Genomic DNA, 26957 nt, shown 5'->3' with positions numbered 1-26957 from the left:
GGTGTCCGTCAGCGCAGCTCGAACGCGCGCAGCGTGGTCTGCTTGACGCGGTTGCCCGCCGCGTCCCACGCCTCCGCCTTCAGGCTGACCGCGCCCTTGGTGGCGCGGTAGGCGGGGTAGGTGACGGAGACGGTGTAGCTGCCGTCCCTGCCCCGCCGCAGGTCCGCGGGCTTCCAGGTGGCGCCGTCGTCGGTGCTCGTCCAGAGCTTGACCCCGGCGATGGCGGGCATCTTCGCGGGCGAGGGCCCGTGGTAGGCCTCCAGCTGGAAGGTGTGCTTGCGGCCTGCGGCCACCTTGTTCTCGATGGACAGGCTGTCCGTGAGGTCGTAGCTGACGTACACCGCCGGGACGGTGCGGCAGTGTTCCAGCGGACCGGGGGTCTCGACCCCCCAGGCGAAGCAGCTGAGCCCGCGTTGGGCGTGCTCCGGCCCCGGCGGGGCGGAGAACGTCCACTCGATGTCCTGCAGGTCGTCCCTGGCCGTCAGCCGGTAGGCGGCCCGGCCCTCCGGCAGCCGGAAACGCGGCAGGTCGGGGAGGTATTCGACGGGCGAGTTGGGGACCTCCTCGCCGTCGCGGTACAGGTGGATCTCGTACTGCGGGAACAGATCCCCGAACCCGATGCCGGCGTCACGCCGTTCCCCGACCCCGCTCACCATCGACGGGGTCACCCACAGGCTTCCCTGGTGCACGCAGATCGCGCACGGCACCCCGACCACCAGCTTCTCCAGCGGCGGGGCCTTCTTGTCGGCGAGGTCGAACAGCTTGTCGGAGGCGGTCGCGGCGCCCGGCGTGCTCGGTGCGGTGAACCACCGCTGGCGCGTGCTGCCCGGCTTGTCGACGACGCCGACGCGGTAGCGGGTCTCCTGGATCTCGTCGGCGGGGTTCGGCGTGGTCAGCGCGGACATGCCGACGGAGTGCACCAGCGTCGGGTCGACCGGCCAGAACCACTGCGACCTGCGCTGGGGCAGCGACAGGGACCAGTTCACGGCGTCGATGCCGGTGGCCGCATAGGTGACGTCGTCGGTACGCCACGTGTGCCGCCAGATCGAGGTTCCCGTGTACTTCCCGGCGGGCACCTCGAGGTCGAAGCGGTGGAGCCGGCTTCCGGTGACCTTGTAGTGCATCGACTTCGGAATGCGGCCGTCCTCGTACGGCCGGAACACGTAGGAGTGCGGGGTGAACGGCGTGCCCTCCACCCGGATGGTGACGGGGCCGCGGCCGGCCGCCTCGCGCACCTTCATGCCCTCGGCGTACGAGACGTACGCGATCGGGATGTTCACCGGCAGCATCGGTCCGGTGAACGGCTTCTGCGTGATGGCCAGCGGCATCGGGCAGGCGCCCTGCCGCTCGTTGAAGGCGAGGATGGCAGCGGCTCCGGCGTCCCTGATCGGCCCGACGCGCTCGATCTGGAGCCCGCACGCGGTGCCGAACATCCCCTCCACCGGTTCGGCGTCGATCAGGACGAGGGCGCCGCGCAGGTCCTTGCCCGCGAGGTCCTCGGGCAGCCCCTTGCCGGCGTCGACGACCCGCAGGTCACGGGTGCCCTCGAAGCGGACGTACCCGGGATGGAGCTCCGCCCTGTCGAGGATGTGGACCCGGGTGACCGGGTGCAGGGTGGTGCGCTTGGGCGTCCGCATGGTCATGGCGACCTCGGACTGGCCGAGCTCCCACTGCCCGGTGAAGCGGAACCCGCCCTTGGTGACCTTCTTGGTCGGCAGCGCCCACATCTTCTCCCACGCCCCCAAGGGCGCCCCGTTGATCATGCTGCCGCCGTACACCTGGCCGCTGGGGAGGGTCCGCTGGTAGAAGACCTCGTGCGAGTTGTTCAGCGGCTCCGCCGCCTTCGGTGCGGTGAAGCGGATCTGCGTGGCCTTGCGGGCGTCGAGGGTGATCTCGGTGTCGCCGGTGACGGTGAGCTCGGGGTCGAACAGCCAGGCGCGGTTGGCGCGGTCGTCGCCGTCGATCCAGTCGAGCACCTGTGCCAGGCTGAGGGTGCCCGCGGGCACCCGGACCACGACCACGCCGGTGTCGACCAGGGTGTAGGTGCCGCTGATCTCTCCCTTGGCGCCGTCGACGTCGACGAGGCTCATGGCGGTCGGGTTGCGCGGCTTGCCGTCCCGGTCCAGGGTGCGGACCGTGAGGTCGAACCTGGGCACCTCGCGCACCGCGCCCACGGGGGTGGTGAGGCGGACGCCGTCGGCCTCGGCGACCACGGCCCCGCTGTACTTGCCCAGCGCCAGCCCGGCGGGGTCGAAGGTGACGGTGGTGCCGGCCGTGCCGCCTGCGGGCACGGTCAGCGTCGCGTCCGCGAGGCTCAGCTCCGCCCCGCCGCTCATCGCCGCCTTCAAGGTGAGCGTGACCGGCTGGTCGCCCAGGTTGGTGTACGCGACCTCGCCGGTCTTCGGCCCGCCGGCCTCCTCGACGGCGCCGAAGTCGACGCCGCTGCCGGTGGCGAAGACCTGCTGGCCGGTCGCGCGGTCCAGGTCGAGCCGGCCGGCGCCCTGCTCGTACACGGTGAAGCCGTCGTCCTTGGCGGTCGACACCAGGGCGGCCTTGAGCTGCTTGCCCGTCCAGTCCGGGTGCCGCTGCGCCATGATCGCGACGGCGCCCGCCACGTGCGGCGTGGCCATCGAGGTGCCGTTGGCGCTGGTGTAGTGCTCGTCGACGGGAGTGCCCATGATGGTGCCCGCCGCCCGCGCGGCCACGATGTCCACGCCGGGGGCCGCGATGTCCGGCTTGAGTCCCGCGTCGCCGACGCGGGGGCCGCGGCTGGAGAAGCCGGCGAGCCGGTCGCTCTTGTCGACCGCGGCCACGGTCAGGGCCTCGGTCGCCGCGCCGGGGGCGCTCACGGTCTCCTCGGCGCCCAGGTTGCCCGCGGCGATCACGAACAGGGTGCCGGTCTCGGCGGTCAGGTCGTCGACGGCCTGGCTGAGCGGGTCGGTGCCGTCGGTGGGCGCGCCGCCGAGGCTCATGCTGACGGCCTTGACGCCGCTGCGCGCGGCCCACTCCATGCCCTCGATGATCCACGACTCCTGGCCGGAGCCCGTGTTGTCGAGCACCTTGCCGACGACGAGTCGCGCGCCGGGGGCGACGCCCTTGTGCCGGCCGTCGGAGGCGGCGCCGGTGCCGGAGATGGTGGCGGCGACGTGGGTGCCGTGCCCGTGACCGTCCTGGACGGCCTCGTCGGGGACGAACGACCTGCTGTCGGCGATCTGCCCGGCGAGGTCGGGGTGGGCGGGATCGGCGCCGGTGTCGAGCACGGCGATCTTCACGCCGGTGCCGTCATGGCCCCGGGCCCACGCCTGGGGCGCGCCGACCATCGGCACGCTCTCGGACAGGTCGGCCTTGACCTTGCCGTCCAGCCAGATCCTGGCGATCCCGCCGCTCAGCGGGGCGGATTTGGCCAGTCCCCGCTCGGCGCCCTGCTGGGCGCGCACGGCCTGCCAGAACGCGGCGGTCTCGTCCTTGGTGACGTCGAGGGCGGAGGCGTGGATGCTCTCCAGCGTCTGGGTCGGCTCACTGGCGGGGATGGCCGCGGCCGAGCGCTTGACCGACGCCTCGGGCTGGTCGGGCGCGTACTGGACGATGACCGGCACCCGCTTGGTCACGTCGTCGGCGTAGCCGTTCTCGGCCAGGTACTTGACGTCGAACAACCGCTTGTCGAGCAGCCCCGCCCGGACGGCGGGGACGGCGTCGTCCGGGAACACGAACACGCCGTCGGGCGTGAACTGGGTGAACAGGTTGACGCGGCGGCCTTCCTGCCGCGTCCCCGGCGCGGTCTCCACGCGGTACTTGCCGGCTTCGGCGCGGCTCAGCCGCACCTTGTCACCGGTGATCAGCGTGATGACGACCTCGCCGGCGCGCACGCCCCGCAGGTCGACGCTCCGCTCCTGGGCGGGCTGGGTGGCCTGGGCGGTCTGGGTGGCGGCGGGTGCGGGGGAGGCCGGATCGGCGGCGGCCGGGGTGGCGGCGAGCGCGGCGGCCAGCATCGCGCCGGCGGTCAGGAGCATGCCTGCGCGGCGGGCTAACGGGGGGCGGGGCAGTGCCATGGTGGCCTTTCTGGCGGGGTGGTCAGGCGGGCTAAGCAGGCTCGAAGCCGTCGGGGGGCGGGAGCGGCTCGGGCGGTTCCGGTGGCCCTTCCTGGTGGTCGTCGGGGTCGGCGGTGCCCGTGTCCTGCTGTTCGGGTTCCGACACGGTTTCGGACATGCCGTAAGTGTTCGCCACAGCGCATGGGAGGGGGTATGGGGAGCCCTATGGGGAAAAATCCCCAATCTGGGGATTCAGCTCCCGGGGAGGTGCCGCGCCAGCTCGGTCCGCGACCGTGCGCCGACCTTCCGCATGGCGGCGCTGACGTGCTTGTCCACCGTCTTCGGCGACAGGAACAGCTCCTTGGCGATCTCCTGGTTGGTCAGCCCCTCGGCCGCCAGCCGGGCCACCTGCTCCTGGCGGGCCGACAGCGCCTGGTCGCTCCCGTTCCGCGCGGGCACGGACGGGCGGATCCCCCACCGGCGGCCGAGCCCCGCGGCGCGGTCCAGGTCCCAGCGCGCGCCCAGGCCGCCGTACCAAGTGACGGCCCGGCCCAGATGGGCGGCCGCGGCGGGGTCGTCCAGGGCGAACAGGCAGGCCGCGGCCTGCTCGCTCGCCTGCGCGGCCTCGTACAGCGCGGGAATCCGCTCGAACGCCTCGGCCGCCGCGGCGAACTCCCGCGCGGCCTCCTTCAGCTGTCCCGCGCTCGCGGCCAGCAGGCCGCGGGCGTGGCCCAGAGCCGGCCCGGCCAGCGGCGCGTCGAGCCCGGCCAGCCGCGAGGCGTACCTCTCGATCACGTCCGCGGCCTCACCGGCGCGGCCGTCCGCCAGCAGCGCCTCCGTCAGCGCGGGCAGGGCGCGGACGGCGACCGGCCACAGACCGCTCGCCTCCCAGTGGGCCGCCGCCTCGACCGCCGTCGCGATCGCCGGGCCCGGCTCTCCCCGGGCGGTGGACAGCCTGAGCAGCATGGTGCTGGGCAGGACGAGGTCGTCGAACTGCCCGCGCGACTGGGCCGTGGCGACGGCGTCGAGCAGGGGCGGCAGCGCCGCCTCCGGACGGCCGAGCACCGCGCCCAGGCAGGCGGCGGCGATGTCGACCAGGATGCGCTCGTTCGGCTCTTCGCCGAACTGGTCGCGCAGCTCGTCCAGCCGCGCGGCCAGCCCGTCCCACGAGCCGCTGACGTAGTCGGCGAGCGCCAGGTTCACCAGGCCGCGCAGCTCCAGCCGGCCGCGGAGATCAGGCTCTGCCCCGTCCTCGATGGCCGCGTGCAGCAGGCGGCGGGCCTCGCGGTGATGGCCGCTGAACAGGGCCGCGCCCCCGATCGACCGGTAGGCGTTGACCTCGCGGCGCAGCAGCCCACGCCCGCCGGTCTCCCGCACCAGGTCCTCCGCCAGACCGGCCCAGCGCGGGTCGCCGATCACCACGAAGATCATGGCGATCTTGCCGAGCACCAGCATCCGCATCGCGGGGTCGTCGACCGCGGGCAGGGTGGCGAGCGCCCGTTCCAGCCAGCGGGTGCCCTCCCCAGGCGGCAGGTCGTTGGGCGGGCGGCCCACCCCGACCATGGCCCAGGCCGCCAGCCCCGGCTCCTCGGCCAGGTCCTCGACCGCGGCGGCGAAGGCGTCCCCGATCCGGGCGATGTCCGTACGCGTACGGTCCAGATGCAGGGCGAGCAGCAGCAGGAGCTTGCCGCGGAGCAGGCGCGGCACGCCCGGCTCGCCGGCCGCCTGGTCCAGCGCGCCGGTGATGAGGCCGGCGACCGGCGGCGGGTGCAGCAGTTCCAGCGCGGCCCAGCCCAGCCGCACCGTGAGCTCGGCCCGCCGGGCCGCCGGCAGGTCGGTGTCGCGCAGCACGTCCTCCAGCAGACGGGCCGACTCGGCGTCGTCGCCCAGCCGCGCCGCCTGCTCGGCCGCCTCGATGGCGGTCTCCACCCACTGCTCGGCCCGTCCCGCGTGCCGCAGGTGGTGGGCCAGCCGGCCCAGCGGCACCGGCCGCAGCCCGCGCACGACGTCCGCGGCGGCGGCGTGCAGCGCCCGGCGTCGGCCGGGCGGGATCGCCTCGTAGACCGCCTGGGCCGCCAGCACGTGCCGGAACCCGACCGCGCCGCCCGTCTCGGCGAGCAGCCCCGAGCCGAGCACCTCGTCGATCGCCCCCGGGTCGCCCGCGGCGAGCGCCTCGACGGGCACCGGCGCCCGCAGCACGGCGGCCCGCTCGGCGACCTCCTTGGCCCCGTCGGAGAGCTGCGCGACCCGTTCGCGCACGGTGACGCGGACGCCGCTCGGCACGTCCAGCTCGTTGAGCGCGCGCCGCGCCCATCCACCCTCCCACCTGATGAGCGTCCCCCGCCCGCGCAGCAGGGCCAGCAGCTCCTGCACGGCGAGCGGCAGCCCGGACGCCCGCGCGCGCAGGTGCTCGGCGAACTCGGCCGTCACATGGTCGGCTTCGAGGATCGCCGACGCCATGGCCTGGGTCTGGGCGGTGTCGAGCGGGGGCAGATCCAGGTGGGCGACGCTGATCGCGTCGCCGGTCCGCGCGGTGATCGCGCGCACCGCCGCCGGCGCCTCCTCCCCCCGGTACGTGAGCACCACGCGGAGCGTGCCGGGCAGCACGGACATCAGGTACGTGAGGAACTCGACAGTCTGCCCGTCCGCCCAGTGCAGGTCCTCCACCAGCAGGACGGCGGGGCCGAGGGCGCCCAGGACCTCTGCCAGGCCGCGGAAGAGCCGGTGACGCTCGGCCGCCCGGTCGTCGGCCAGCCGCGGCGTCTCCGGCAGCACCCCGGCGAGCTCGGGCAGCAGGTCACGCAGGGCTCCGGCGACGGGGGTCAGCTCCGCCCCGGCCAGCTCGGGCGCGCGCCCGCGCAGCGCCTCGACGATCGGCCCGAGCGGGAACGGCTCCCTGATCTGGACGCAGGCCCCGCTCAGCACCCGCATCCCCGCCACGGCCTGGTCCGCGAGCAGCTCGGCGACCAGGCGAGACTTGCCGATGCCGGCCTCGCCCTCGATGACCGCCACGGCGGGCGCGCCGGCCATCAGGGCCAGGAGCCGGGCGAGTTCCTTCTCCCGGCCCACCAGAACCGGAGAGATCACACGGCCCGCCTGCACGCGATCATTCAACTGCACGCGTATTCACATATCAAACATCAGGGGCAGAACGGCACGTCAGGGCCCAAGTAATCACTTGGTGGCGCAGATGACGCGGCCGAGCGACTCGAACGTGGCCAGCGCGGCCTTCTCGTCCCCGGCCGGAGGCAGGGCGGTGACCGCGAACGAGACGGCGCGGCCGTCCTCGGTGACGCCGTTGCGGGTCTCGTAGCCGTCGATGTCGCCACCGTGGCCCCAGGCGTAGCCGCCGCAGGACAGCTTGACCCGGAACATGCCGAGCCCGTACTCGAAGCCCGGCAGGAAGTTCTTCGGCTTGACCGTCGTCTTCATCTCCTTGAGCTGCTCGGGCTTGAGCAGCTCGCCGTCGAGGAGCGCGAGGAAGAACCGGTTGACGTCGCTCGGCGTGGCGATGAGCTGCCCGGCCGCCCAGCCCCAGCTCGGGTCCAGCTCCGTGACGTCGACCGGCTTCGCGCCGGGCTTGGCGAAGTAGTAGCCCTGCGGGTGCGGGTCGCGGATGGTCTGCACGCCGGGGCCGGGCCAGTAGGTGTGCTTGAGCCCGAGCGGCTTGATGATGCGCTTGGTGATCTCCTCCTGGACCGGGCGGCCGGTGACCCTCTGGATGAGCAGGCCGAGTGCGACGTAGCCGGTGTTGCTGTAGGCCCAGCCCTTGCCCGGGGGGAAGGTGCGCTTGCGCTTGAGCCCCTGGTGGAGCAGCTCGTACGGCTCCTGGTACGTGTCGCGCAGCTCCAGGATGGAAGGCATGTCCTGGGTGTAGTTCGGCAGGCCGCTGGTGTGGTTCAGCAGCTGCCGGGTGGTGATCTTGCGACCGTCGTTGCCGTTGCCGCGGATGACCTTGGGGAGATACTTCTCCACCGGCGCGTCCAGGTCGATCTTGCCCTCGCCGGCGAGCTGCAGCGCGACCACCGCCGTGTAGGTCTTGGTGTTGCTGGCGATGCGCACGTACGCGTCGGCCGGGATCTTCGCCTTGGTCCTGAGGTCGGCGACCCCGGCCGTGTAGTGGCGGACCCGGCCGCTCCGCTCGCGCACCGTGCCGAGGGCGCCGGGGAAGCCGTGCTTCTTGACGAGCTGGTCCAGCTCCTTCTGCAGGGCGTCGGCGCGGCCGGCCGCGGCCTCCCGCGCGGCGGCGGGCGCGGCGGTGGCGGTCAGCGTGAGCGCGGCCAGCGCGGCGACCGCACCGGTGGTGATCTTGGTGAACATGGTGGTCATTCCCCGTCGGAATCGGTGGTCGTGGTGACGGGTGCAAGACTCCCGCCGGGAGCCCCTGATGATCGATCCCGCACGCTGGAGGCTTGCAGTACAGCAGGCACTACCGAGCCGGTGGCCCGACCGATGATTTCCGCGTGCGGGGCAGGTCTATCCCTGGACAGGAAACGTCACTCATCACCTGTGAGGGACCATGAGCACCAACCCACTCCCGCCCGTCGTCGACGCCGACACCTGGCGCCGCGAGCTGGACGCCCTGCGCGTCCGCGAGAAGGCCGCGACCCGGGAGCTCGACGCCATCGCCGCCCAGCGCCGCCGCCTGCCGATGGTCCGGATGCCCGACTACACGCTGGAAGGCGCGGACGGGCCGGTCCGGCTGGCCGACGTCTTCGAGGGCAAGAGCCAGCTGATCGTCTACAACCACATGTGGTTCGCCGGCAAGGAATGGCACTGCCCGGGATGCACGGGGTTCACCTCCCAGTTCACCCGGCTGGAGTTCCTGGACGCCTACGACGCCCGCTTCGTCATCGTCACCCAGGGCCCGATCGACGAGGCGCTCGACTACAAGCGCCGGGTGGGCAACAAGATGACCTGGTACTCCACCGCCAACAGCCCGTTCGGCGCCGACGTCGACGCACCGCCCGGCGCGGGCTTCGCCGTCAACGTGTTCCTGCGCGACGGCGACACGGTGTACCGCACCTGGCACACCAACGGCCGGGGCACCGAACAGCTCACCCACACCTTCCCGCTGATCGACCTGCTGCCGTACGGACGCCAGGAGGAGTGGCAGGACTCGCCAGAAGGCTGGCCGCAGTCACCCACCTACTCCCGGTGGCCCAGCTCCCAGGACATCGCGGCGGCCTACGGCCCGGAGAAGGCCTGAAGCCTGCCGCATCGGCCGAGGTGCTCCAGGAACGCCGCGGCCGCGAAGAGGCTGTGCAGGAGGCGGTTCACGCTCAGGTCCTCCGGTCGGCCCCCGGGGGCGCCGACCGGCCGGCCCAGGGCGGGATCGGGGGCGAATACCCCCGTCGATCAGTTCGCGCCGAGGGGCGTGCACGGCGTGATCATCTGCCGGTGGATGATCACGTCGAACCACTGTGCCAGTGACCCGCCTTCCATGTATGACCGCTGCGCGAGCTCCGGGACGTAGCCGGCGTAGGCGCGCAGCTTCGCCGGGGCGCGCAGCCACTCCCGCACGGCCTTCGGCGCCCTGGCGCGCAGGTCCACCACGTACTGGGCCCGGCCGGTCTCGCCGAAGACGCGGCCGGCGAAGCCGGGGTCCGGGCGCGGGACCGGCGCCGGGGCCACACCGCAGTCGTCACCGGTGCTCAGCGTCCCGTGGTCGAACCGCACGCCGATCGAGCGGTACCGGTCGCCGTACCAGCGCCGCAGGTAGGAGCCCGCGCTGTCGAAGCCGAACCGCTCGTCGCCGAACATCAGCCGCAGGCCCGGCGCGACCGCCGTGTGCGCGCTCGCCGCCCAGTAGGCCACCTTGTCGCCGGTGCGCCGCTGCCACCAGCGCAGGTTCTCGGCCGCACGGGCGTCGCGGTAGCCGTGGATGTCCTCGTACGGCAGGCTGAAGGCCTCGTACCAGGAGAGGATCTGGCGCGCGTGGTGCAGCGCGAGCCGCTGCGCGTCGTTCCGCGGCAGCCGTCCGACCAGCTCGTGCACCGCGCGGGCGTGGCGGACGAAGGGCCGCTTGTCGGTCACGCCCATGTACCAGGTCAGGTTGTCCCGGGTGTTCTCGTGCCGGGGGCGGATGGGCCGCAGGTGACGCTGCAGCTCGCGGAGCCGCGCCGGGGCGGCCGCGGCCACGTACGAGGAGACGGCGTCGTACGCGAGTGAGCGGGTGGCGTAGTACTCCACGCCGACGAACCGCACCTTGTCGTCGTGGCCCGCGTTGTAGGCCCGCAGCCAGGCGAGCACGTCGCGCACCTCGCGGTGCCGCCACGTCGTCGTCAGCTCGCCCATGAGCGCGTCGAGGTCGCCCTCGCCGGTGAGGACGTACCGGTTGACCCGCACGCTCGTCGTCCAGTCCTCCTCCCACGCGATCGAGCGGAACCCCATCTCCTCCACGAGGAACCGCAGCACGCCGAACTTGATCACGGCCTCGTCGTGCGTGCCGTGGCTGGACTCGCCCAGGCCGACGACGGCGGCGTCGCCGATCATCTCCCTGGTGACCTGCGGCTGGGCGTTCCTCTCGATCCAGTCGACGATCCGCGGGTCGGCGATCGTCGTGGTGGCCAGGACTCCGGCCATGAACAGACGCATCATGATGGCTCCCCGTTCTGGTAGTGACGGTGAGCCCAGAGTCACGCGCGGCCCGGCCCCGGCGCGTCCGCCGGGCGTCCCATCGTGCGCTACGCCCGTCGGAGTAGCGCCGGTGATCACCAGGTGCGGCTGCCCCGCAGATGGGTCAGCAACAGGTCCAGCGGTCTCGGCACGCGCGCCAGGTCGAGCGCCTCGACGAGCAGGCGGGAGTAGCGGATCTTACGACCGGACCCCGATCCCATGAACCGGCGCAGCTGGTCGTGGGTGTCGCGCCCGCGCCACGCGGGCTGCCTCTGCAGCGTGCGGAACGAGCCGAGCTCCCCTTCGGCGTCGACGACGGCCTCGACCTCGGCGGTGCCGAGCGCGCGGATCAGCTCGTCCTCCAGGTCGGCCTCGCACACGAAGAACCCGAGTTCCTCCATGTCGCTCCGGCGCAGGTCGGAGCCGAGACCGGCCCGTTCGAGCTCCCTGCGGAAGTCCTCCTCCTCGCCGGCGTCGCACAGCCCGGCCAGCCGCAGATCGCCGCCGTCAGGGCCGAACCGGCCGATGTACGCCCTGATGTTCGTGGCGCCGCCCATCGCCAGCACGGCGACGCCCTCCTCGGCCAGGTCGCAGCCCCGGCGCTCGGCCAGCGCCTCCACGGCCGACTTGTCACTCGCGCCCTCGACCAGGACCACGGTTCGCACGTCACTCACCAGCCCAGCCTCGCACCCGGGCCGCGAAGAATCATCCCTATTTGATCGGCCCGCTCACTCCTTGACAGGCAGCCATACGGCTGCCTATCGTAAAAGGCAGCCGGAAGGCTGCATATCACCACCGGAACCGAGACCTGAGGACGAGCATGGACGAGGTGTTCAAGGCGCTGGCCGATCCGAGCCGGCGCGCGCTGCTCGACTCGCTCAACGCCCGCAACGGGCAGACGCTGCGCGAGCTCTGCGCCGGCCTCGACATGGCCAGGCAGTCCGTCAGCAAGCACCTCGGCGTGCTGGAGGAGGCCGGGCTCGTCACCACCGTGCGGCGGGGCCGGGAGAAGCTCCACTACCTCAACGCCGCCCCGGTGCACGAGATCGCCCACCGGTGGATCAGCCGCTACGACCGGGCCAGGGTCCAAGCCCTGGCGGACCTGAAACTCGCCCTGGAGGAGACCCCGATGGACGCGCCGACCTTCGTCTACACCACCTATATCCGCACCACCCCGCAGAAGCTCTGGCAGGCGCTGACCGAGCCCGCCTTCACCCGCCGCTACTGGTCCACGGAGCTCACCACGGACTGGTCCGTCGGCTCCCCGATGACCTGGGACAACCACGGCGTGGTGCTCGAGGACCCGGAGCAGGTCGTGCTGGAGTCCGACCCGTACAGCCGGCTCTCCTACAGCTGGCACGCGATCACCCCCGAGCTCGCCAAGCGCTTCGACTGGGACGAGGAGCTCCGCACCCGGCTGTCCTCCGAGCCCCGCTCCAAGGTCACCTTCACGATCGAGGAGGAGGCCGCGCAGGTCGTGAAGCTCACCGTCGTGCACGACGGCTTCGAGGCCGGATCGGCCATGGCCGAGATGGTCAGCAACGGCTGGCCGAGCGTCGTGGCGAGCCTGAAGTCCATCCTGGAGACCGGCGAACCCCTGCCGGCCTGACCAGGCGTTTCCCGGGCCCGGTGTTCATGACATGGACACCGGGCCTTCTGGCGTCTCCAGGCGGGCACGTAAAAGAACTTTGACATCATGTCCGGTGTGCTTTACCTTGAGCAATGTCAGCTTTGTTTTACATGAGGGGCGGGCATGGCCTTCGAGGAGAAACGCGCCTGGGCGACGATCGTGATCACGATCGTCGCGTACACGATCTACGTGGCGACCGTCCTGAGCCGGGCCGGCGACAGCCCGCTCGCCGACGTCGCGTACGGGGGAGCACTGCTGTGGACCATCGGCGGCGCCATCGTCGCCGCGATCGTGTCCCACATCGCGATGGCCGTCGCGGGCGGCCACGGCTCCGACCGCACCGACGAGCGCGACCGCGAGATCAACCACGTCAGCGAGCGCATCGGCGGGTCGTTCGTCGCCATCGGCGCGCTCGCCGCACTGATCATGTCCGTCGCCGAGCTGCGCCACTTCTGGATCGCCAACGCCGTCTACCTGGCGTGCGTGCTGTCCTTGGTGCTCAGCTCGTTCGCCAAGATCATGGCGTATCGCAAGGGCGGCTTCCAGACGTGGTGAAGCCGACGCGGGTCACCAACGCGATCCGGGCCCTGCGGTTCGCGCACGGCGAGATGACCCAGGCCGAGCTGGCCGACCGGGTCGGCGTCACCCGCCAGACCATCATCGCGATCGAACAGGGCCGCTACTCCCCCTCCCTGGAAATGGCGTTCCGCATCGCCCGGGTGTTCCGGGTCGGGCTCGACGACGTCTTCCAGTACCCCGACACCGAAGGAGACCCCCCATGAAAGCGATCGTCCAGGACGAGTACGGCCCCTCCCACACGCTCAGCCTCGGCGAGGTCCCGACGCCGAGGCCCGGCCCCGGCCAGGTGCTGATCCGGGTGCACGCGGCCGGCGTCGACTACGGCGTCTGGCACATCATGACCGGGCTGCCGCTCGTCGGCCGCCTCGGCTTCGGCCTGCGCCGCCCCCGCAACCGCGTGCCCGGCATGGACCTGGCCGGCGTCGTCGAGTCCGTCGGCGCCAAGGTGACCGACCTGCGCCCCGGAGACGAGGTGTACGGCGCGGGGACCGGCACGTACGCGGAGTACGCGCTCGCCCGCCCCGGCAAGCTCGCCCGCAAGCCCGCCAACCTGAGCTTCGCCGAAGCCGCGGCGGTGCCCGTGTCAGGGGTGACCGCGTTGCAGGTCGTCGGCCAGGTCACCGCCGGCGAGAGGGTGCTGGTCATCGGCGCGGGCGGCGGAGTGGGCAGCTTCGCGACGCAGCTCGCGGCCGCCGGCGGCGCCGACGTCACCGGCGTGTGCAGCACGGCCAAGGTCGACCTCGTCCGGTCGCTCGGCGCCCGGACCGTCATCGACTACACCCGCGAACCGCTCACCGGGACGTACGACGTGATCCACGACATCGCGGGCAACCGGCCGCTGCGGCAGCTGCGCGGGCTGCTCACCGAGCGCGGCCGGCTCGTCCTCATCGGCGCCGAGGGCGGCGGCCGGTGGTTCGGCGGGCTCAACCGGATGCTGGCGGCCCGGCTGACCGGCCCGTTCACCCGCCAGCGCCTGGACGCGCCGATCTCCCTCACGCGCACCGCCGACCTCGACACCCTGCGCGACCTCATCGAGGCGGGCACCCTGCGGCCGTCCGTCGGACGCACCTACCCCCTGGCGGAGGCCCCCAAGGCGGTGGCCGATCTGGAGGCGGGCAACGCCCCCGGCAAGCTCGTCGTCACGGTCGGCTGACGCGGGTCACATGTCGGCGATGAGCTTGTCCACCCTCTCGTCGACGCTCCGGAACGGGTCCTTGCACAGCACCGTCCGCTGGACCTGATCGTTCAGCTTGAGATGCACCCAGTCGACGGTGTAGTCGCGCCGCTTCTCCTGCGCCCTGCGGATGAACTCGCCGCGCAGCCGCGCCCGGGTCGTCTGCGGCGGCACCGACTTCGCCTCGAAGATCTTCAGGTCGGACACCGCCCGCTCCACCGAGCCGCGCTTCTGCAGCAGATAGTAGAGGCCGCGCCTGCGATGGACGTCGTGGTAGGCGAGGTCGAGCTGCGCCACCCGGGGCGAGGACAGTGGCAGGTCGTACTTCTTGCGATACCGCTCGATCAGCTGATATTTCGTGACCCAGTCAATCTCCCGCGACACCAGGTCGAGATTCCCGGTCTCGACCGCGCGCAGCGTACGCTCCCACAGCTCCAGCACCCGGTGGGTGACCGGGTCGCCGCCGTCCCGGTCGACCAGGTCCTTCGCCTTGGACAGGTATTCCTGCTGGATCTCTAAGGAAGACACCTCACGTCCACCGGCCAGCCGCACCCGCCGCCGCCCGGTCATGTCGTGGGAGATCTCACGGATGGCCCGGATCGGGTTCTCCAGGGTCAGGTCGCGCATCCCGACCCCGGCCTCGAACAGGCGCAGCACCAGATCGGTCGCGCCGACCTTGAGGAGGGTCGTGGTCTCGCTCATGTTGGAGTCGCCGACGATCACATGCAGGCGGCGGAACCGCTCGGCGTCGGCGAGCGGCTCGTCGCGCGTGTTGATGATCGGCCGCGACCGGGTGGTCGCCGACGAGACGCTCTCCCAGATGTGCTCGGCCCGCTGCGACACGCAGTAGACGGCGCCGCGCGGCGTCTGCAGCACCTTGCCCGCGCCGCAGATGATCTGCCGCGTGACCAGGAACGGGATCAGCACGTCGGTCAACCGCCCGAACTCGCCGTGCCGGGCCACCGAATAGTTCTCGTGACAGCCGTAGGAGTTGCCGGCCGAGTCCGTGTTGTTCTTGAACACGTAGATGTCCCCGACGATGCCCTCCTCATGGAGGCGCCGCTCGGCGTCGACGAGCAGACCCTCCAGGATGCGCTCCCCCGCCTTGTCGTGGGTGACCAACTGGAGCGCGTCGTCACACTCGGGGGTGGCGTACTCAGGATGGCTGCCCACGTCGAGGTACAGGCGTGCGCCGTTGCGAAGGAAGACGTTGCTCGATCGGCCCCAGGAGACGACCTGCCGGAACAGGTATCTGACCACCTCGTCGGGGGAAAGTCGGCGCTGCCCCCGGAACGTGAACATGGTGCCGTACTCGTTCTCCAAGCCGAGGATGCGACGATCCATTACCACAGCCTACGCTCACACCCTCGCCACGCCCGGCGGTGCACGCGGCTGATCCGGAGTACTGTACTGCCGATCTATCACCTAGGGGCGATACCAGGGCGGGGGCGGCGATGAACGCCGAAGACCGGATCGAACGCACCAGAACGCTCTATGACCAGGCAGTGTTCGGCGGCGACGCCGGCGCGCTGACCGACGCCGACCGGGACCTGGACGCGGTGGAGGCCGACACCTCGCTGGCCCGCGGCCGGATCCTGCACGCCCGCTTCCTCCACGCCCGCGCCCACACCGGCTCGTCACCCGCCGAGGACCCGGCAGAGCTGCCGTTGTTCGAGCGCGCGCTCAAGCTGTACCGCACGCTGGGCGACGCGCGCGGCGAAGGCGAGGCGCTGTTCTGGATCGGCTGCCTCCACCAGGTCATCCGCCGCGACAACGAGACCGCCCTTCCCGCCCTGGAGCAGTCCTGCCAGTTGGCGGCGCGGACCGGCGACAAGCCCATCCACGCCGAGGCCCTGCGCCACCTGGGCATCGCCGCTCACATGGCCGGCCGCCTGGACGAAGCACGCGAGCACCTGGAGGAGTCGTCCCGGCTGCGCCGGGAGATCGGCGCCATGCCGGGCCTGGCCTCCAACATGGTCGGCCTGGCCTACATCGCCGCCGCCCAGAACCGCCGTACGGACGCCCTCACGACACTGGACGAGGCCCACGCCATCGCCCAGGCCCACGGCGCCCACGCCCTCGCACGCCAGATCCAGCAGACGAGAACGGAGATCTAGCCGCCGCTCCCGGAGGACGTGATGCCAGTCACCGGCGTCCGGACCAGGCCTGGATACGGCAGGTAGCGAGCCTGGGCTTGTCTCGATGAGATGGAGATGGCATTCGTCAGGGCCGAAGCAGGCCGCGGGCTCCTGCGCTTCCTCGACCGTGACAGGCGGCGCGACCGCCTCCAACCGCCGGCCGGCGTTCAGTCAGGAAGAGGTCCCTCGGCGGCGAAGATCCGGACCTCCCGCCAAAATGGGGACGATGAACGCTCCCAAGGCCGATCCCGACTCACCGGCCTCCTTACCCCGGACCTCTCCCGCCGATGACCGAACCGACACGGCACTCCACGTCTACCGCGTCACGAAGTACGACCCGGCCGACCGCACTGAAGCCGGGCACTACGACGGTCCCGAGGACGTGCACAGCGACCACGGCCCTGTGGAAGATGCCTACCTGGCTTCCGTGGCCGCCTTCGCCGAAGAAACCGGCATCACCCACCTCACCATCCGGGAACCCGGGATGACCGGCTTCGTCCACTTCGGCGCGGCCCCTCCGATCGAAGGTCACGGCCTGACCAGGCTGTTCCCACCCGACCTGACCGGATACCACGACGGCGCGCAGGTGCCGTTGCCTGTCGCCCTGGAACTGGTCCGAGCGATGCTGCGCGAGAACGGCGCCTGGTGCCGCCTGGAGGCCGAGGACCAGTTCTTCGTCCACGTCGGCTACGACCAGTACGTCTATGTAGGCAGCGCCCGGCCGTGCCCGAACGCGGTGATGCTCACCCACCGGCGTGGGCTCTTCGCCGAACCGATCGACCAGTCACCGTACGATCCCCACCTCGACGAGGCCGATCCCATACAGCGACGCCCCGCCGACGACGCCTTCTGGACGGAGCTCGATGCTCTGGTCAGAGAACAAGGCGCGGTCGTCCTTGAGGAGGGCTACCTCTCCAACGCCGCACGCTGGCACCGCATCACCCTCGACGAGGTGGCTCAGACCCGGAGCCGGCTCGCCCCACGGGCCAGACTGCTGATCTGGCCCGACCTGTCGACAGACGTGGATGCAGCCCTTGCCGGCCTTCCTCCCGAGGGCCTCGTCGACATCATCTGGCAGAACCCTCAGGGGCACATCACCGGCCTGACCGTCGACGAGACCGACTACCCGGGACTGCTCCCCACGCTGGCCGAAGCCCGCGCGATCCTGGTTCTTTCCGGCTACCAGGACGAAAACACCCCGCTGATGGCCGCCGTCCTACCCGACCCCGACGGCGTACTCCGCGCCCGATGGACGCCTTGACGCGCACGCCATAGAGGTGCAGTCGGCTTGGCAGATCGGACGGGCGGTGCGGAACAAACGGGGGCCAACCGTTCGCCCTCAGCGCGCGCAACTGCACCGAACTCGGCCGCCTCGGCAAGGACGGGCCCATCGCTCCAGGGCAAGTCGCCTACGAGGACATCTGGGAGCAGACGGAGACGGTCCAGCAGGCCACCAACCCGGAAGCCACCCGGCACCTTCTCCCCACTGCTTGTCGCGTCGGAGCCCCGCCAAACGGTGGTTCACCTGTACGCCGCCGGAACTTGCGCAACAGTCTCTCCTGGCTGTGGCACGTGGAGAAGTTGACTGTCCTGGACGGTATTCCTCGCCGGGTGGCGTCGCGGTGGAAGTCGTAGAGCCACCCAGCGCGCTCTCGCTCTGGCCGCGGAAGGTCGCCGCGTACTTGCGGCCCGGCTTGCCCTTGCTCTCACCGGATTCGGTGAGCCGTCGCCGCCCTTGCCGTAGAAGATGACGCAGTCACTGCCGGCTGTGGGCGACAGTGCGCCGTGACAAGGGTGGGGGATCACAGGCAGGCCTGGCGGGGCGGCTCCCATGGCGGGAAAGAGTGGCGGGCGGGGCCTGGGGGCACCGCTCGCCTCGTGTCATCGGACGTCAGGTGGCCGGGGCCAATTCGCCGGCGTGGTCGGCCGCCCACTGCGCGAGCGTGCGGCCCTTCCTGCCGGTGACCAGCTCGAAGGTGGGTGAGACCGGCGGGGGCTCGTCGGCGTACTCCGCCTGGTAGCACAGGACGTATTCGGCGATCTCCATCGGGAGCCCGGCCTTGATGTAGGCCTGGCGGGCCTGCCCGAACGTCTGCCCCTCGAACGCGATCGGGCGGCCGAGCCCGGCGCCGATCGCCTCCGCCTGCTGCCGGTGAGTGAGCGCCTCGGGCCCTGTCAGGTCGTAGGCCTGGTCCGCGTGGCCATCCTGCATCAGAGCGATCGCCACGACCTCGGCGATGTCCTTCTCATGGATGGGAACGCCGACGCCGTCAGGGTAGGCGTTGCGGACCACGCCCTCCCTGCGGATGGACTCACCCCAGAGATCGAGCTTGTTGATGGCGAACTCGCCGGGCCGTACGTGGGTCCAGGTCACCCCGGACTCCTCGACGACCTGCTCCACCGCGTGCAGCATCTCGAAGCTCCCGGCCCGCCGCACTGTGACGGCGGCGCCGGACATGCACACGATCCGGGTCACCCCGGCCGCCACGGCGCGGCCGACGCAGGCTTTCGCCAGGTCGGTCGCGCGCTCTGGATCGAAGAGGCCGGCGATGAGGAACATGCTCTGCATCCCGTCGAACGACAGATCGCCCGGACGGTTCAGGTCGCCCTGCACGACATCGACGCCGACGGGCAGCCCGGCCTTCTCGGGATTGCGGGTGAGCGCCCGCACGGGCAGCCCGGCCACCACCAGCCGATCGACCACGTGCCTGCCCACGGTGCCGGTCGCTCCGGTCACAAGGATGGTCATGGAGAACCTCTCTGTGGAAACAACGAAGGGTGCGAGCCCGCTGCCGGAGACGGTAGGGCAGGTCCGGCGGGCCTCGCATATGGAACGTTCCCACCTGGGTGTTCGTGACCGCCCGAGCAGAGGCTCAACCGATGGCGGGCGCCACCTCGTCGCCTACAGGCGGCTCGGAGCCGGCCGGCGGGAGGCGAAGCCGACCAAGCTGGACACCAGCGACTGGCGCGCCGCTACGCCCTGCCCGCTTACGCGAGCCGGGCTTGACGCCTGAACAGTCCGCGCCCCTTTCGACGGCACTCTGACAAGCTGTTTCGCTCGGAGAGCGGCCGCCCGGTGCCGATTCCCGGCCGTGGAAGCGTGTCCGGAACCTCACGCTCACACCGGAACAGCTCAGCACGCCGTTGATGAACGTGCGGTACGACGTGCGGCATGCGAGGGTCACCTGGCGGTTGTCCACGGGCGTGCCCGCGGCTCAGGTGGCCCAGTGGGCCGGGCACAGCGTGGAGGTGCTGCAGCGGATCCACCACCGCTGCACGGCCGGCTACGACGAAGTGTGGATCGAGCGGATGGACCGCGCCCGAGAGGACGACCAATGACCAAGGAATCGCTTATGCCGCGCGCTTCTCGTCCCGCAGTGTCGCAGGATGGCAAGATCGCATGATTGAGGAAACAAGCAAAAAGCCAGGTCAGACGATGTCTGGCCTGGCTGATGTTGTGTGCCCCCTGCAGGATTCGAACCTGCGCACCCGGCTCCGGAGGCCGGTGCTCTATCCCCTGAGCTAAGGGGGCTCAACGAGAACCAAGGTTACCAGTATCCCGGACCCCCTCGGCACCAGATAACCGTCCGCCAACACATCCGCGGAAAACCCCCCGTGACTGGCTCGCTACCGCTAGCTTGACCGCCGTGGGCGAGGTTCTGGGGAAAGTTCTGGTCGTGGACGATGACGAGGTCATTCGTCAGCTGATCGCCGTCAATCTGAACCTTGAGGGGTTCGAGGTGGTGACGGCCACCGATGGGCAGGATTGCCTGGATCGGGTGCTGGATGTGCGGCCGGATGTGGTCACGCTGGATGTGATGATGCCGTTGCTCGATGGGTGGACGACGGCGGAACGGCTGCGGAGTGACGATGCGACGCGGCACATCAAGGTGGTGTTGATCACTGCCAGGGCCCAGGACGACGACAAGCGGCGGGGCCGGGAGATCGGGGTCGACGCGTACCTGACGAAGCCGTTCGACCCGGGCGAGCTGATCCAGGTGGTTCGGGACCTCGTCGCCAAGTAGGCGTCCTCAGGGGATCAGGTAGGCGTCCTCAGGGGATGAGGCCGGCGCGGCGGGCTGCCGCTGCGGCCTGGGTGCGGGTGGAGACCTCCAGCTTGGCGAGGATGTTGGAGACGTGGACGCTGACCGTCTTCTGGGCGATGAAGAGGCGGGCGGCGATCTCCTTGTTGGTCAGGCCGTTGGCGACGAGGGCCAGGACTTCCTGCTCGCGGGCGGTGAGCAGGTTTTCGGAGGCGCCGCTGGTGAAGCGGGCGCGGCGGGCGAGTTCGGTGAGGGCGCGCTGCAGGGGCTCGGCGCGCAGGCGGGTGGCGATCTCGTCGGCCCGGGACCATGCGGCCGCGGCGGCGTCGCGGTCGCCTGAGGCGAGGAGCGCCTCGGTGAGGCGCCAGCGGGCGCGGGCTTCCTCGTAGGGGAAGAAGGAGAAGGCCTCGGCGACCTGACGCCACAGCTCGGGGTCGAGGCGGCCGTGCACGCGGTGCCATTCGGCCTCGGCGCGCAGCGCCCAGGCCAGGCCTTCAGGGCCGAGCTGGACGCGTTCGCCGACGATGCCGGACTCGGCGGCGTGGCGGGCGGCGGCGAGCAGCTCGTCGGAGCCTTCGGTGGTGCCGAGGTCGGAGAGGGCCCACAGGCCGATGGCGGCGATGCGGATGGCGCCGGCGTCGCCGGGGAGCAGGGCGTCGAGGGCGGCGCGGACGTGGTCGAGCGCGGTGGACGGGTCGCCCTGCCACAGGGCCTGCTCGGCGGCCATGCCGCGGGACATGTAGGCGGTGAGCTGGTCGTGCCAGAAGGGGCGCAGCCACTCCAGGCGGCTCTCGACCGCGGGACGGCCGCGGCCGACCTCCATGAACAGGGCGAACGACGACAGGATGGCCTCGGGGATGGTGCCGACTCGGGCGCCGAAGCCGGCCGCGACCGCCTCGGCCTGGTCCCAGTCACCGGAGACGTAGTGGATGAGGAAGCGCAGGAAGCGCAGCTCGGTGCCGTAGATGCTCCACTTGAGGCCGGTTTCGTAGGCGAGGCGGATGCCGGCGTCGGCGACCTCGGCGGCCTCGGCCATGAGGCCCTGGTCGTAGTGGATGCGGGCGTGGTGGAAGCGGGCGCGCAGGTCCATGGCCAGGTCGCCGGAGCGCTCGGCGGTGGCGAGCCGCACCATGTCGTGGGCCTTGGCCATGCCGTGGTGGATCTCGGTGTAGCCGGCCAGGATGAGCTGGGCGTTGGTCGCGGCGTCCTTGGCTCCGGCGGCGCGGGCGGTGTCGAGGGCGCGGTGGGCGAGCTCCTCGACCTCGGCGTGGCGTGGGGTCCACAGCAGGGCGCGGGCGAGCGTGGCCAGGGCTCTGGCGAGGGGCACCTGGTCGGTCGCCGTCCGCACCGCGTGCTCGGCGGCCGCGACGGCGGCGTCGAGGTCGTCGATCTCGACGAGGTAGTAGGCGAGCCGCTCGCTCACCTCGGAGGTCTGCGGCTGGGCACGCAGGGCGGTGATGGCGCGGTGGTTGTCGCCGCTGTCGGCGGTGGCTACCGCGCTGCGGAAGGCGAGCGCCTCGCGGCTCTCGCCGGCCAGCTCGGCGGCGTTGTCGACGCGCGCCCACAGGCCGAGCGCGCGGTCGTAGTGGCTGTGGGCCTCGGCGGGGGCGCCGAGGCGCTCGGCCTGGCGGCCCGCTTCGGCGGAGGCGGCCAGCGCGCCGGCCAGGTCGTGGCCGGCGAGGTGGTGGTGGGCCAGCTCCGCCGGGGAGGTGAGCAGGCGGGCGAAGGCGGCGTGCAGGCGGGTGCGCTCGCCGGGCAGCAGGTCGTTGTAGACCGCCTCCTGCAGCAGGGCGTGACGGAAGGCGTAACCCCGGCCGTGGACGCGGAGCAGCCCGCGCGAGACGATCTCCCGCACCGCCTCCTCGAACTCGGCCAGCGGCAGCCCGGAGACCTCGCAGAGCAGGTCGTCCTCGACCTTGCGGCCGGCGACGGCGGCGGCGCGCAGCACCTGCTGGCCGGCCGGGGAGAGCACCTCGACCCGGGACATCAGCAGGCTGGCCAGGCCGTCGGGCAGGTCCTCGCCTTCGGTCAGCGCGGCGAACAGCTCCTCGGCGTAGAACGGGTTGCCTTCGGCGCGGGTGACGATCAGGCCCAGGTCGCGGACGTTGACCGTGCCGAACGTCGACACGTAGTCGGACATCTCACACGTATCGAGCGGGCCGAGCTCGACGTCGGTGACCGTCGGCAGGCGCCTGAGCTCGGCGAGGACCGATCGGAGCGGGTGGCGGCGGTGGAGGTCGTCGGTGCGGTAGGTGCCGAGGACGCAGACGCGCTCGGTCTGGACCATGCGGCTGAGGAACACGAGCAGGTCGCGGGTGGACCGGTCGGCCCAGTGGAGGTCCTCGATCACGAACAGCACCGGCTGGACCTCGTTGAGCAGCCCGAGCAGCGAGCCGAACAGCCGCTGCTGGGTGAGGCTCGCCTGCGGGGCGGTCTCGGTGCCGGGCAGGAGCTGGCCGAGCAGCGGGTGGGCGGCGGCGGCCGTGGCCACCGCGGGCTCGGCGCCGCGCAGGGCGTCGGCCAGCGGGAGGTAGGGCAGCGCGTCGCCGAGCTCGGCGCACTGGCCGGCGAGCACGCGGAAGCCGCGCTCGCGGGCCTCGGCGACCAGCTCGGCGGCCAGGCGGGTCTTGCCGATGCCGGCGTCGCCGCCGACGAGCGCGACCCCGGCGGTGCCGGACGCGGCCGCTTCGAGCACGCGGACGAGCCGCGCCAGCTCGGCCGCGCGTCCGACGAGAGATGCCCGCCCGGCGAGAGAACCGTTCACGCTGCCACTATCCCATGCACGGACGACAATCCTTTTGGTCCATTATCACAGGCCAGGATTGGCCTTCGCAGGGGACCAAACGTGCCCGTACAGTCAGGGACATGGTCTCCCTCCCGACATACCTGCTGTTCGCGGTCACCGCCCTGGCCCTGGTCGTGATCCCCGGGCCCAACCATCTCTACATCGCCGCGCGTGGGCTCGCCCAGGGCAGGTCGGCGGGGCTGGCGAGCGCGTTCGGGGTGGAGGCGGGCACGCTGGTGCACATCGCCGCGGCGGCGCTCGGGCTGTCGTACGTGATCTCGCAGTCGGCCACGCTGTTCGCGCTGGTGAAGTGGGCGGGCGTCGCGTACCTGGTCTATCTGGCGTACCGGGCGTTCACCGCGCCTGACGGCGAAGCGGCGCAGGCTCCTCCCCCGCAGCCGCTGCGCGCGGTGTTCCTGGAGGGCGTGCTGGTCAACGTGCTGAACCCCAAGGTGACGCTGTTCTTCCTGGCGCTCCTGCCGCAGTTCGTGGACCCGTCGGCTGGGCCGCCGGCGCTGCAGGTGGTGGTGTTCGGGCTCACGCTGCTGGTGCTGGGGCTGATCTCGGATGTGGTGTACGCGGTCGCGGCGGGGGCGCTGGGCGGCCGGCTCGCCCGCGGGGCCAGGGCGCTGCGGTACGTCAGCGGCGTCGTCTATCTGGGCCTGGGCGTGGCCGCCGCGTTCGCCGGGAGAAAATGATGCCATGGCGCCCAGGAAGCAGCAGCAGATCTTCGACGCGACGTTGCGCCTGGTGGCCGAGAAGGGGTACGCGGGGCTGACCGTCGAGGGTGTGGCGGAGCGGTCCGGGGTCAACAAGACGACGATCTACCGCTGGTGGCCGTCGAAAGCGGCGCTGCTGGGGGCGGCGCTGGTGGAGGCCGACCTGCTGGCGTTCGCGGCGCCCGACACGGGGAGCCTGCGCGGTGACCTGGAGGCGCTGGTGAAGGGGGTCGTGCGGCTCCTGTCGGAGCCTCCGGCCAGGGATGTCGCGGTGGCCGCGCTGGCGGCCGCGGTGGAGCATCCGGAGCTGGACGCGCGGCGGTTCTTCGCCGACCGGTTCGCCAGGGAGCGCGAGATCTTCGAGCGTGCGGTACGGCGCGGCGAGCTGACGGAGTCGGTCGACCCGATGCTGGTGGTCGACCTGCTGGCCGGGGCGGTGTGGATCAGGTCGGTGTTCAGGGCCAGGCCGCTGCCCGACGGGTTCGCGCGCGACGCGGTCGCGGCGGTGCTCGACGGGATCCGCTGAAGGCGGTGCTCGACGGGATCCGCTGAAAGGCCGGATCGCCGGACGTCACCGCACCTCGGCGAGGGCGGCCGGGATGCGGTCGAGGACCGGGTGCGGCATGAGCCCGTAGGCGTAGAAGTCGACCGCCGCCGCCCCCGCCGCCTTGGCCGCCCGCGCCTTGGCGACCAACCGGTCGGTGGAGTCGCTGTCGGGGTAACCAGGCCGCAGCACCGCGCGCACCTCGCGGTCCTTGCCGACCGAACGCAGGTAGGCGCCGAGGTCGTCGGCGACCCTGGCCGCGTCGCGCGCGTACGCCAGCACCGCGAAGGCGGGCACCAAGTCGCCGAGCGCCACCAGGTCGATGCCGAGCTGCCAGGAGTCGTGCGCGGCCAGCCCGGGGGTGGGCAGGCCGTCGCGGTAGCCCTTGACGCCGCCGGTCGAGTCGGCGAACACCAGTTTCGAGCCCTCGTCGCCGACGGCCGAGGCCACTTCGGAGACGAGCGTGGTGACGGTCTCGGACCTGGCCCTGGCGTAGGCGACCACGTCGGGCCCGGCGTACGCGGTCAGCGCGGCCCTGGTCACCTCGCCCTGCGCGGGCGGGTCGCCGCCGAGCACGCCGCCGAGGATCCTGGCGCACTCCTCGCGCGCCACCTCGGCGTCCACGCCCAGGTCGGCGGCCCGGCGCATGCAGTAGTCGCAGAAGCAGAGCCCGAACATGTAGGCGTCCATCGGCCCGAGGGGCACGAACGAGCGCTCCGCCCGGAGCGGGCGGAAGTGCAGCGCCTCGGCCACCACGGAGTCGACGCCGAGCCTGGCCACCGCCCTGGCCAGCGCGACCGCGTACGCGCGCGCGTCGGGATGGGCGGGACACAGGTCGGCGGGCGAGCCGCGGTCGCCGAAGCAGTCGCGGACGGTCACGTCGGGGTGCGCCCGGCCGAGGGTGGCGTTGCGCAGGAACACCGCCCAGCCGTGCAGCCGCAGCCCGCGCTCCGCGCACGCCTCGCGCAGGCCGTCGAAGGTGTCCTGGTGTCCGGCCGGCGGCCGCAGCCGCAGGCCGGAGAACAGGTCGCCGGGCGGGGTGAAGTGCGCCCCGTCGTGGCGTACGGTCAGCCGGGACAGCCCGTGCGGGGTGACGTCGCGGGCGGCGTGATGGACGGCGCCGACCGTGACGCCGGCTGCCCCGTACCCACTGATCTTGTCGAGCACCCGCTCGACGCCCTCGCCACGCAGGTCCTCGACGAAGGCGAACACCGAACTGTCCACGGCAGGCGTCCCTCAGGCGCTCTTGTGCGCGACGAAGTCGATCTCCACCAGGATGTCGAGCAGCTCCGACCCGACGGTGGTGCGCACGGGGTAGGGCGGGGTGAAGTACGACTCGTAGACCTCGTTGTAGGCGGCGAAGTCGCGCTTGAGGTGCTGGAGGTGGACGGTGGACTTGACCACGTCGTCGAACCCGAGGCCGTGCGCGGCCAGGATGGCGCCGAGGTTGCGCATCACCTGGTGGGTCTGGGTGACGATGTCGTCGCCGGCGATCTCGCCGGTCTGCGGGTCGAGCGGGCCCATGCCCGAGGTGTAGACGAAGTCGCCCACGACGAGCCCCTGCGAGTAGGCGCCGATCGGGGCGGCGCCCTCGGTGGTTCTCAGCTCTTTCTTCACGGTTGCTCCTGGAAACGGGTGGTGATGGTGCCGGCGATCCGGTAGCCGTCGTCGACCAGGGGCAGCTCGCGCCACTTGTCGAAGGCGGTGCACGGATGGGAGATGCCGAACGCGAGCAGGTCGCCGGGCCGGAGCCCGTCGGCGCGCACCAGGGTGTGCTGGTCCTGCATCTTGATCACGGTGACGCCGTCTCGCCTGGGCACGGGCAGCCCCTCGTCGTACGGGGCGTCGCGCTTGCCCATGCCGACCACGGCGAGGCCGGGCTCGGGGGTGGACAGGACGTGCGCCCACACCTCCAGCGCGGGGCGCAGCTCGCCGTCCATCCGGTTGTACGGGGTGCGCTCGCGGTAGAAGCCGTCGTCGTGGGTGACGTAGGCGCCGCTGCGCAGGAGGATCCGGGCCTGGGCGGTGACCAGGTGACGGCCGATCACGTCGAACCACTGGCTGCCGCCGACGCTGAGGATCGGGGTGCGGACGCGGAGGTGTTCGACGGCCTCCTGCAACAGATCCAGATATCTCCGGACCTCGTGGGCCGTGTCGAGCGCTCCCTCGTACCCCGCCACCCCCACCAGCTCGACCCCGTCCGTCCGCTCGATGTGCCCGGCCAGCGCCAGCAGCTCCTCGACCGTACGGCACCCGGCCCTGCCCCCGGGATGGCCCAGCTCCGCCAGCACCTGGAACGGCCGCGAGCCCGCGGACGCGGCGAGGATGTCGACCCCCGCCGGGGAGTCGGCGAACGACAGGAACGTGAACCCCGGGTCGGCGTCGAGCTCGGCGGCGGCCCAGCGCAGCCCGGCGGGGTCCACGAGCTGGTTGGCCACCATGACGCGGCCGGCCCCGAAGCCGCGCACCGTCCGCGCCTGGGCCGGTGTCGCCACGGTCAGGCCCCACGCGCCGGCGTCGAGCTGGCGCGCGGCGATCTCCGGTGACATGTGGGTCTTGGCGTGCGGGGCGAGCTCCATGCCGTGGTCGCGGGCGAACGCGGCCATGGTGGCGATGTTGTGGTCCAGCGCGTCGCGGTGCACGACCATGAGCGGGAAGGTCAGCTCCCCGCCGAACACCGAACGCCCCGACATCTCCGG

23 protein-coding genes and 1 tRNA gene are annotated in these 26957 nt (G+C 71.8%); 11 read left to right on the top strand and 13 right to left on the bottom strand.

All coding sequences use genetic code 11. The features are described from left to right. Positions 1-8: 8 nt before the first annotated feature. From ACGFI7_RS04580 to ACGFI7_RS04565, 4 genes are all read right to left on the bottom strand, one after another. On the bottom strand, positions 9-4010 hold the full coding sequence (locus tag ACGFI7_RS04580; RefSeq protein WP_393398998.1) for a S8 family serine peptidase: 4002 nt from the start codon (positions 4008-4010) through the stop codon (positions 9-11). Positions 4011-4080: 70 nt separating this feature from the next. Continuing rightward, positions 4081-4206, bottom strand: a complete 126-nt coding sequence (locus ACGFI7_RS04575; protein WP_393398996.1) for a hypothetical protein — start codon at positions 4204-4206, stop codon at positions 4081-4083. Positions 4207-4280: 74 nt separating this feature from the next. Continuing rightward, a complete protein-coding gene (locus tag ACGFI7_RS04570) occupies positions 4281-7115 on the bottom strand; it encodes an AAA family ATPase (protein ID WP_393398994.1) in 2835 nt (944 codons plus the stop codon). Between the two features lie 87 nt (positions 7116-7202). Beyond that, positions 7203-8348: a serine hydrolase domain-containing protein gene (locus ACGFI7_RS04565; RefSeq protein ID WP_393398992.1), complete on the bottom strand. Its 1146-nt coding sequence runs from the start codon at positions 8346-8348 to the stop codon at positions 7203-7205. Between the two features lie 199 nt (positions 8349-8547). Here ACGFI7_RS04565 and ACGFI7_RS04560 point away from each other — a divergent pair, with 199 nt between their 5' ends. Beyond that, positions 8548-9237 (top strand): DUF899 domain-containing protein, encoded by a 690-nt coding sequence (locus ACGFI7_RS04560; RefSeq protein ID WP_393398990.1) that lies wholly within the window; start codon positions 8548-8550, stop codon positions 9235-9237. A gap of 149 nt (positions 9238-9386) precedes the next feature. On the opposite strand, the gene ACGFI7_RS04555 is transcribed toward ACGFI7_RS04560, so the two are convergent. Together ACGFI7_RS04555 and ACGFI7_RS04550 are read right to left on the bottom strand one after the other, a co-directional pair. Next, positions 9387-10628 (bottom strand): erythromycin esterase family protein, encoded by a 1242-nt coding sequence (locus ACGFI7_RS04555; RefSeq protein ID WP_393398988.1) that lies wholly within the window; start codon positions 10626-10628, stop codon positions 9387-9389. 113 nt (positions 10629-10741) lie between these two features. Beyond that, complete coding sequence (locus tag ACGFI7_RS04550) at positions 10742-11320, bottom strand: TOPRIM nucleotidyl transferase/hydrolase domain-containing protein (protein WP_393398985.1); 579 nt, start codon at positions 11318-11320, stop codon at positions 10742-10744. A 146-nt stretch (positions 11321-11466) separates the two neighbouring features. On the opposite strand from ACGFI7_RS04550, the gene ACGFI7_RS04545 reads away from it, so the two are divergent. The 4 genes from ACGFI7_RS04545 to ACGFI7_RS04530 all read left to right on the top strand — a co-directional run bounded on the left by ACGFI7_RS04545 (position 11467) and on the right by ACGFI7_RS04530 (position 14008). After that, positions 11467-12255 (top strand): ArsR/SmtB family transcription factor, encoded by a 789-nt coding sequence (locus ACGFI7_RS04545; RefSeq protein WP_393398983.1) that lies wholly within the window; start codon positions 11467-11469, stop codon positions 12253-12255. Positions 12256-12399: 144 nt separating this feature from the next. Continuing rightward, a complete protein-coding gene (locus ACGFI7_RS04540) occupies positions 12400-12831 on the top strand; it encodes a hypothetical protein (protein ID WP_393398980.1) in 432 nt (143 codons plus the stop codon). After that, positions 12825-13058 (top strand): helix-turn-helix transcriptional regulator, encoded by a 234-nt coding sequence (locus tag ACGFI7_RS04535; protein ID WP_393398977.1) that lies wholly within the window; start codon positions 12825-12827, stop codon positions 13056-13058. Before ACGFI7_RS04540 ends, ACGFI7_RS04535 begins: the two co-directional genes overlap by 7 nt. Next, positions 13055-14008 (top strand): NAD(P)-dependent alcohol dehydrogenase, encoded by a 954-nt coding sequence (locus ACGFI7_RS04530; protein WP_393398974.1) that lies wholly within the window; start codon positions 13055-13057, stop codon positions 14006-14008. Before ACGFI7_RS04535 ends, ACGFI7_RS04530 begins: the two co-directional genes overlap by 4 nt. A gap of 6 nt (positions 14009-14014) precedes the next feature. Here the strand turns inward: ACGFI7_RS04530 and pafA are convergent, their stop codons facing one another. Further along, positions 14015-15373, bottom strand: a complete 1359-nt coding sequence (gene pafA / locus ACGFI7_RS04525; RefSeq protein WP_393398972.1) for a Pup--protein ligase — start codon at positions 15371-15373, stop codon at positions 14015-14017. A 110-nt stretch (positions 15374-15483) separates the two neighbouring features. On the opposite strand from pafA, the gene ACGFI7_RS04520 reads away from it, so the two are divergent. Together ACGFI7_RS04520 and ACGFI7_RS04515 are read left to right on the top strand one after the other, a co-directional pair. Beyond that, the gene (locus ACGFI7_RS04520; RefSeq protein ID WP_393398970.1) at positions 15484-16146 is read left to right on the top strand and encodes a tetratricopeptide repeat protein; all 663 of its coding nucleotides are present in this window, start codon (positions 15484-15486) and stop codon (positions 16144-16146) included. Between the two features lie 403 nt (positions 16147-16549). Beyond that, a complete protein-coding gene (locus tag ACGFI7_RS04515; RefSeq protein WP_393398968.1) occupies positions 16550-17428 on the top strand; it encodes an RNA-binding protein in 879 nt (292 codons plus the stop codon). Between the two features lie 630 nt (positions 17429-18058). On the opposite strand, the gene ACGFI7_RS04510 is transcribed toward ACGFI7_RS04515, so the two are convergent. Next, positions 18059-18916, bottom strand: a complete 858-nt coding sequence (locus ACGFI7_RS04510; protein ID WP_393398966.1) for an NAD(P)H-binding protein — start codon at positions 18914-18916, stop codon at positions 18059-18061. Between the two features lie 398 nt (positions 18917-19314). Between ACGFI7_RS04510 and ACGFI7_RS04505 the strand changes: the two genes are divergently transcribed. After that, a complete protein-coding gene (locus ACGFI7_RS04505) occupies positions 19315-19506 on the top strand; it encodes a hypothetical protein (protein ID WP_393398964.1) in 192 nt (63 codons plus the stop codon). Between the two features lie 121 nt (positions 19507-19627). On the opposite strand, the gene ACGFI7_RS04500 is transcribed toward ACGFI7_RS04505, so the two are convergent. After that, positions 19628-19699, bottom strand: a tRNA-Arg gene (locus ACGFI7_RS04500). Between the two features lie 115 nt (positions 19700-19814). On the opposite strand from ACGFI7_RS04500, the gene ACGFI7_RS04495 reads away from it, so the two are divergent. After that, positions 19815-20192 carry a response regulator transcription factor gene (locus ACGFI7_RS04495; RefSeq protein WP_393398962.1) on the top strand — a complete coding sequence of 126 codons (378 nt, stop codon included), beginning with the start codon at positions 19815-19817 and terminating at the stop codon, positions 20190-20192. A gap of 28 nt (positions 20193-20220) precedes the next feature. Here the strand turns inward: ACGFI7_RS04495 and ACGFI7_RS04490 are convergent, their stop codons facing one another. Beyond that, the gene (locus ACGFI7_RS04490; RefSeq protein ID WP_393398960.1) at positions 20221-22974 is read right to left on the bottom strand and encodes an AAA family ATPase; all 2754 of its coding nucleotides are present in this window, start codon (positions 22972-22974) and stop codon (positions 20221-20223) included. Positions 22975-23075: 101 nt separating this feature from the next. Between ACGFI7_RS04490 and ACGFI7_RS04485 the strand changes: the two genes are divergently transcribed. Together ACGFI7_RS04485 and ACGFI7_RS04480 are read left to right on the top strand one after the other, a co-directional pair. Continuing rightward, positions 23076-23693 carry a LysE family translocator gene (locus ACGFI7_RS04485; protein WP_393398958.1) on the top strand — a complete coding sequence of 206 codons (618 nt, stop codon included), beginning with the start codon at positions 23076-23078 and terminating at the stop codon, positions 23691-23693. Positions 23694-23697: 4 nt separating this feature from the next. Continuing rightward, entirely contained in the window at positions 23698-24240 is a 543-nt protein-coding gene (locus ACGFI7_RS04480; RefSeq protein ID WP_393398956.1) for a TetR/AcrR family transcriptional regulator, read from the top strand. 45 nt (positions 24241-24285) lie between these two features. Here the strand turns inward: ACGFI7_RS04480 and ACGFI7_RS04475 are convergent, their stop codons facing one another. From ACGFI7_RS04475 to ACGFI7_RS04465, 3 genes are read right to left on the bottom strand one after another with little or no spacing between them, the layout of a single operon-like run. Continuing rightward, a complete protein-coding gene (locus ACGFI7_RS04475; RefSeq protein ID WP_393398954.1) occupies positions 24286-25482 on the bottom strand; it encodes a hypothetical protein in 1197 nt (398 codons plus the stop codon). A gap of 12 nt (positions 25483-25494) precedes the next feature. After that, positions 25495-25875, bottom strand: a complete 381-nt coding sequence (locus ACGFI7_RS04470; RefSeq protein ID WP_393398952.1) for a RidA family protein — start codon at positions 25873-25875, stop codon at positions 25495-25497. Continuing rightward, the gene (locus tag ACGFI7_RS04465; RefSeq protein ID WP_393398950.1) at positions 25872-26951 is read right to left on the bottom strand and encodes an alanine racemase; all 1080 of its coding nucleotides are present in this window, start codon (positions 26949-26951) and stop codon (positions 25872-25874) included. The genes ACGFI7_RS04470 and ACGFI7_RS04465 overlap by 4 nt, the downstream gene beginning before the upstream one ends. Positions 26952-26957: the final 6 nt, after the last annotated feature.

Origin of the sequence: Nonomuraea sp. NPDC048826, assembly GCF_043198225.1 — a bacterium.
Classification (GTDB): Bacteria; Actinomycetota; Actinomycetes; order Streptosporangiales; family Streptosporangiaceae; genus Nonomuraea.
Note: the sequence above shows the minus strand (reverse complement) of the source record. Positions and strands in the feature narration are given on the sequence as shown.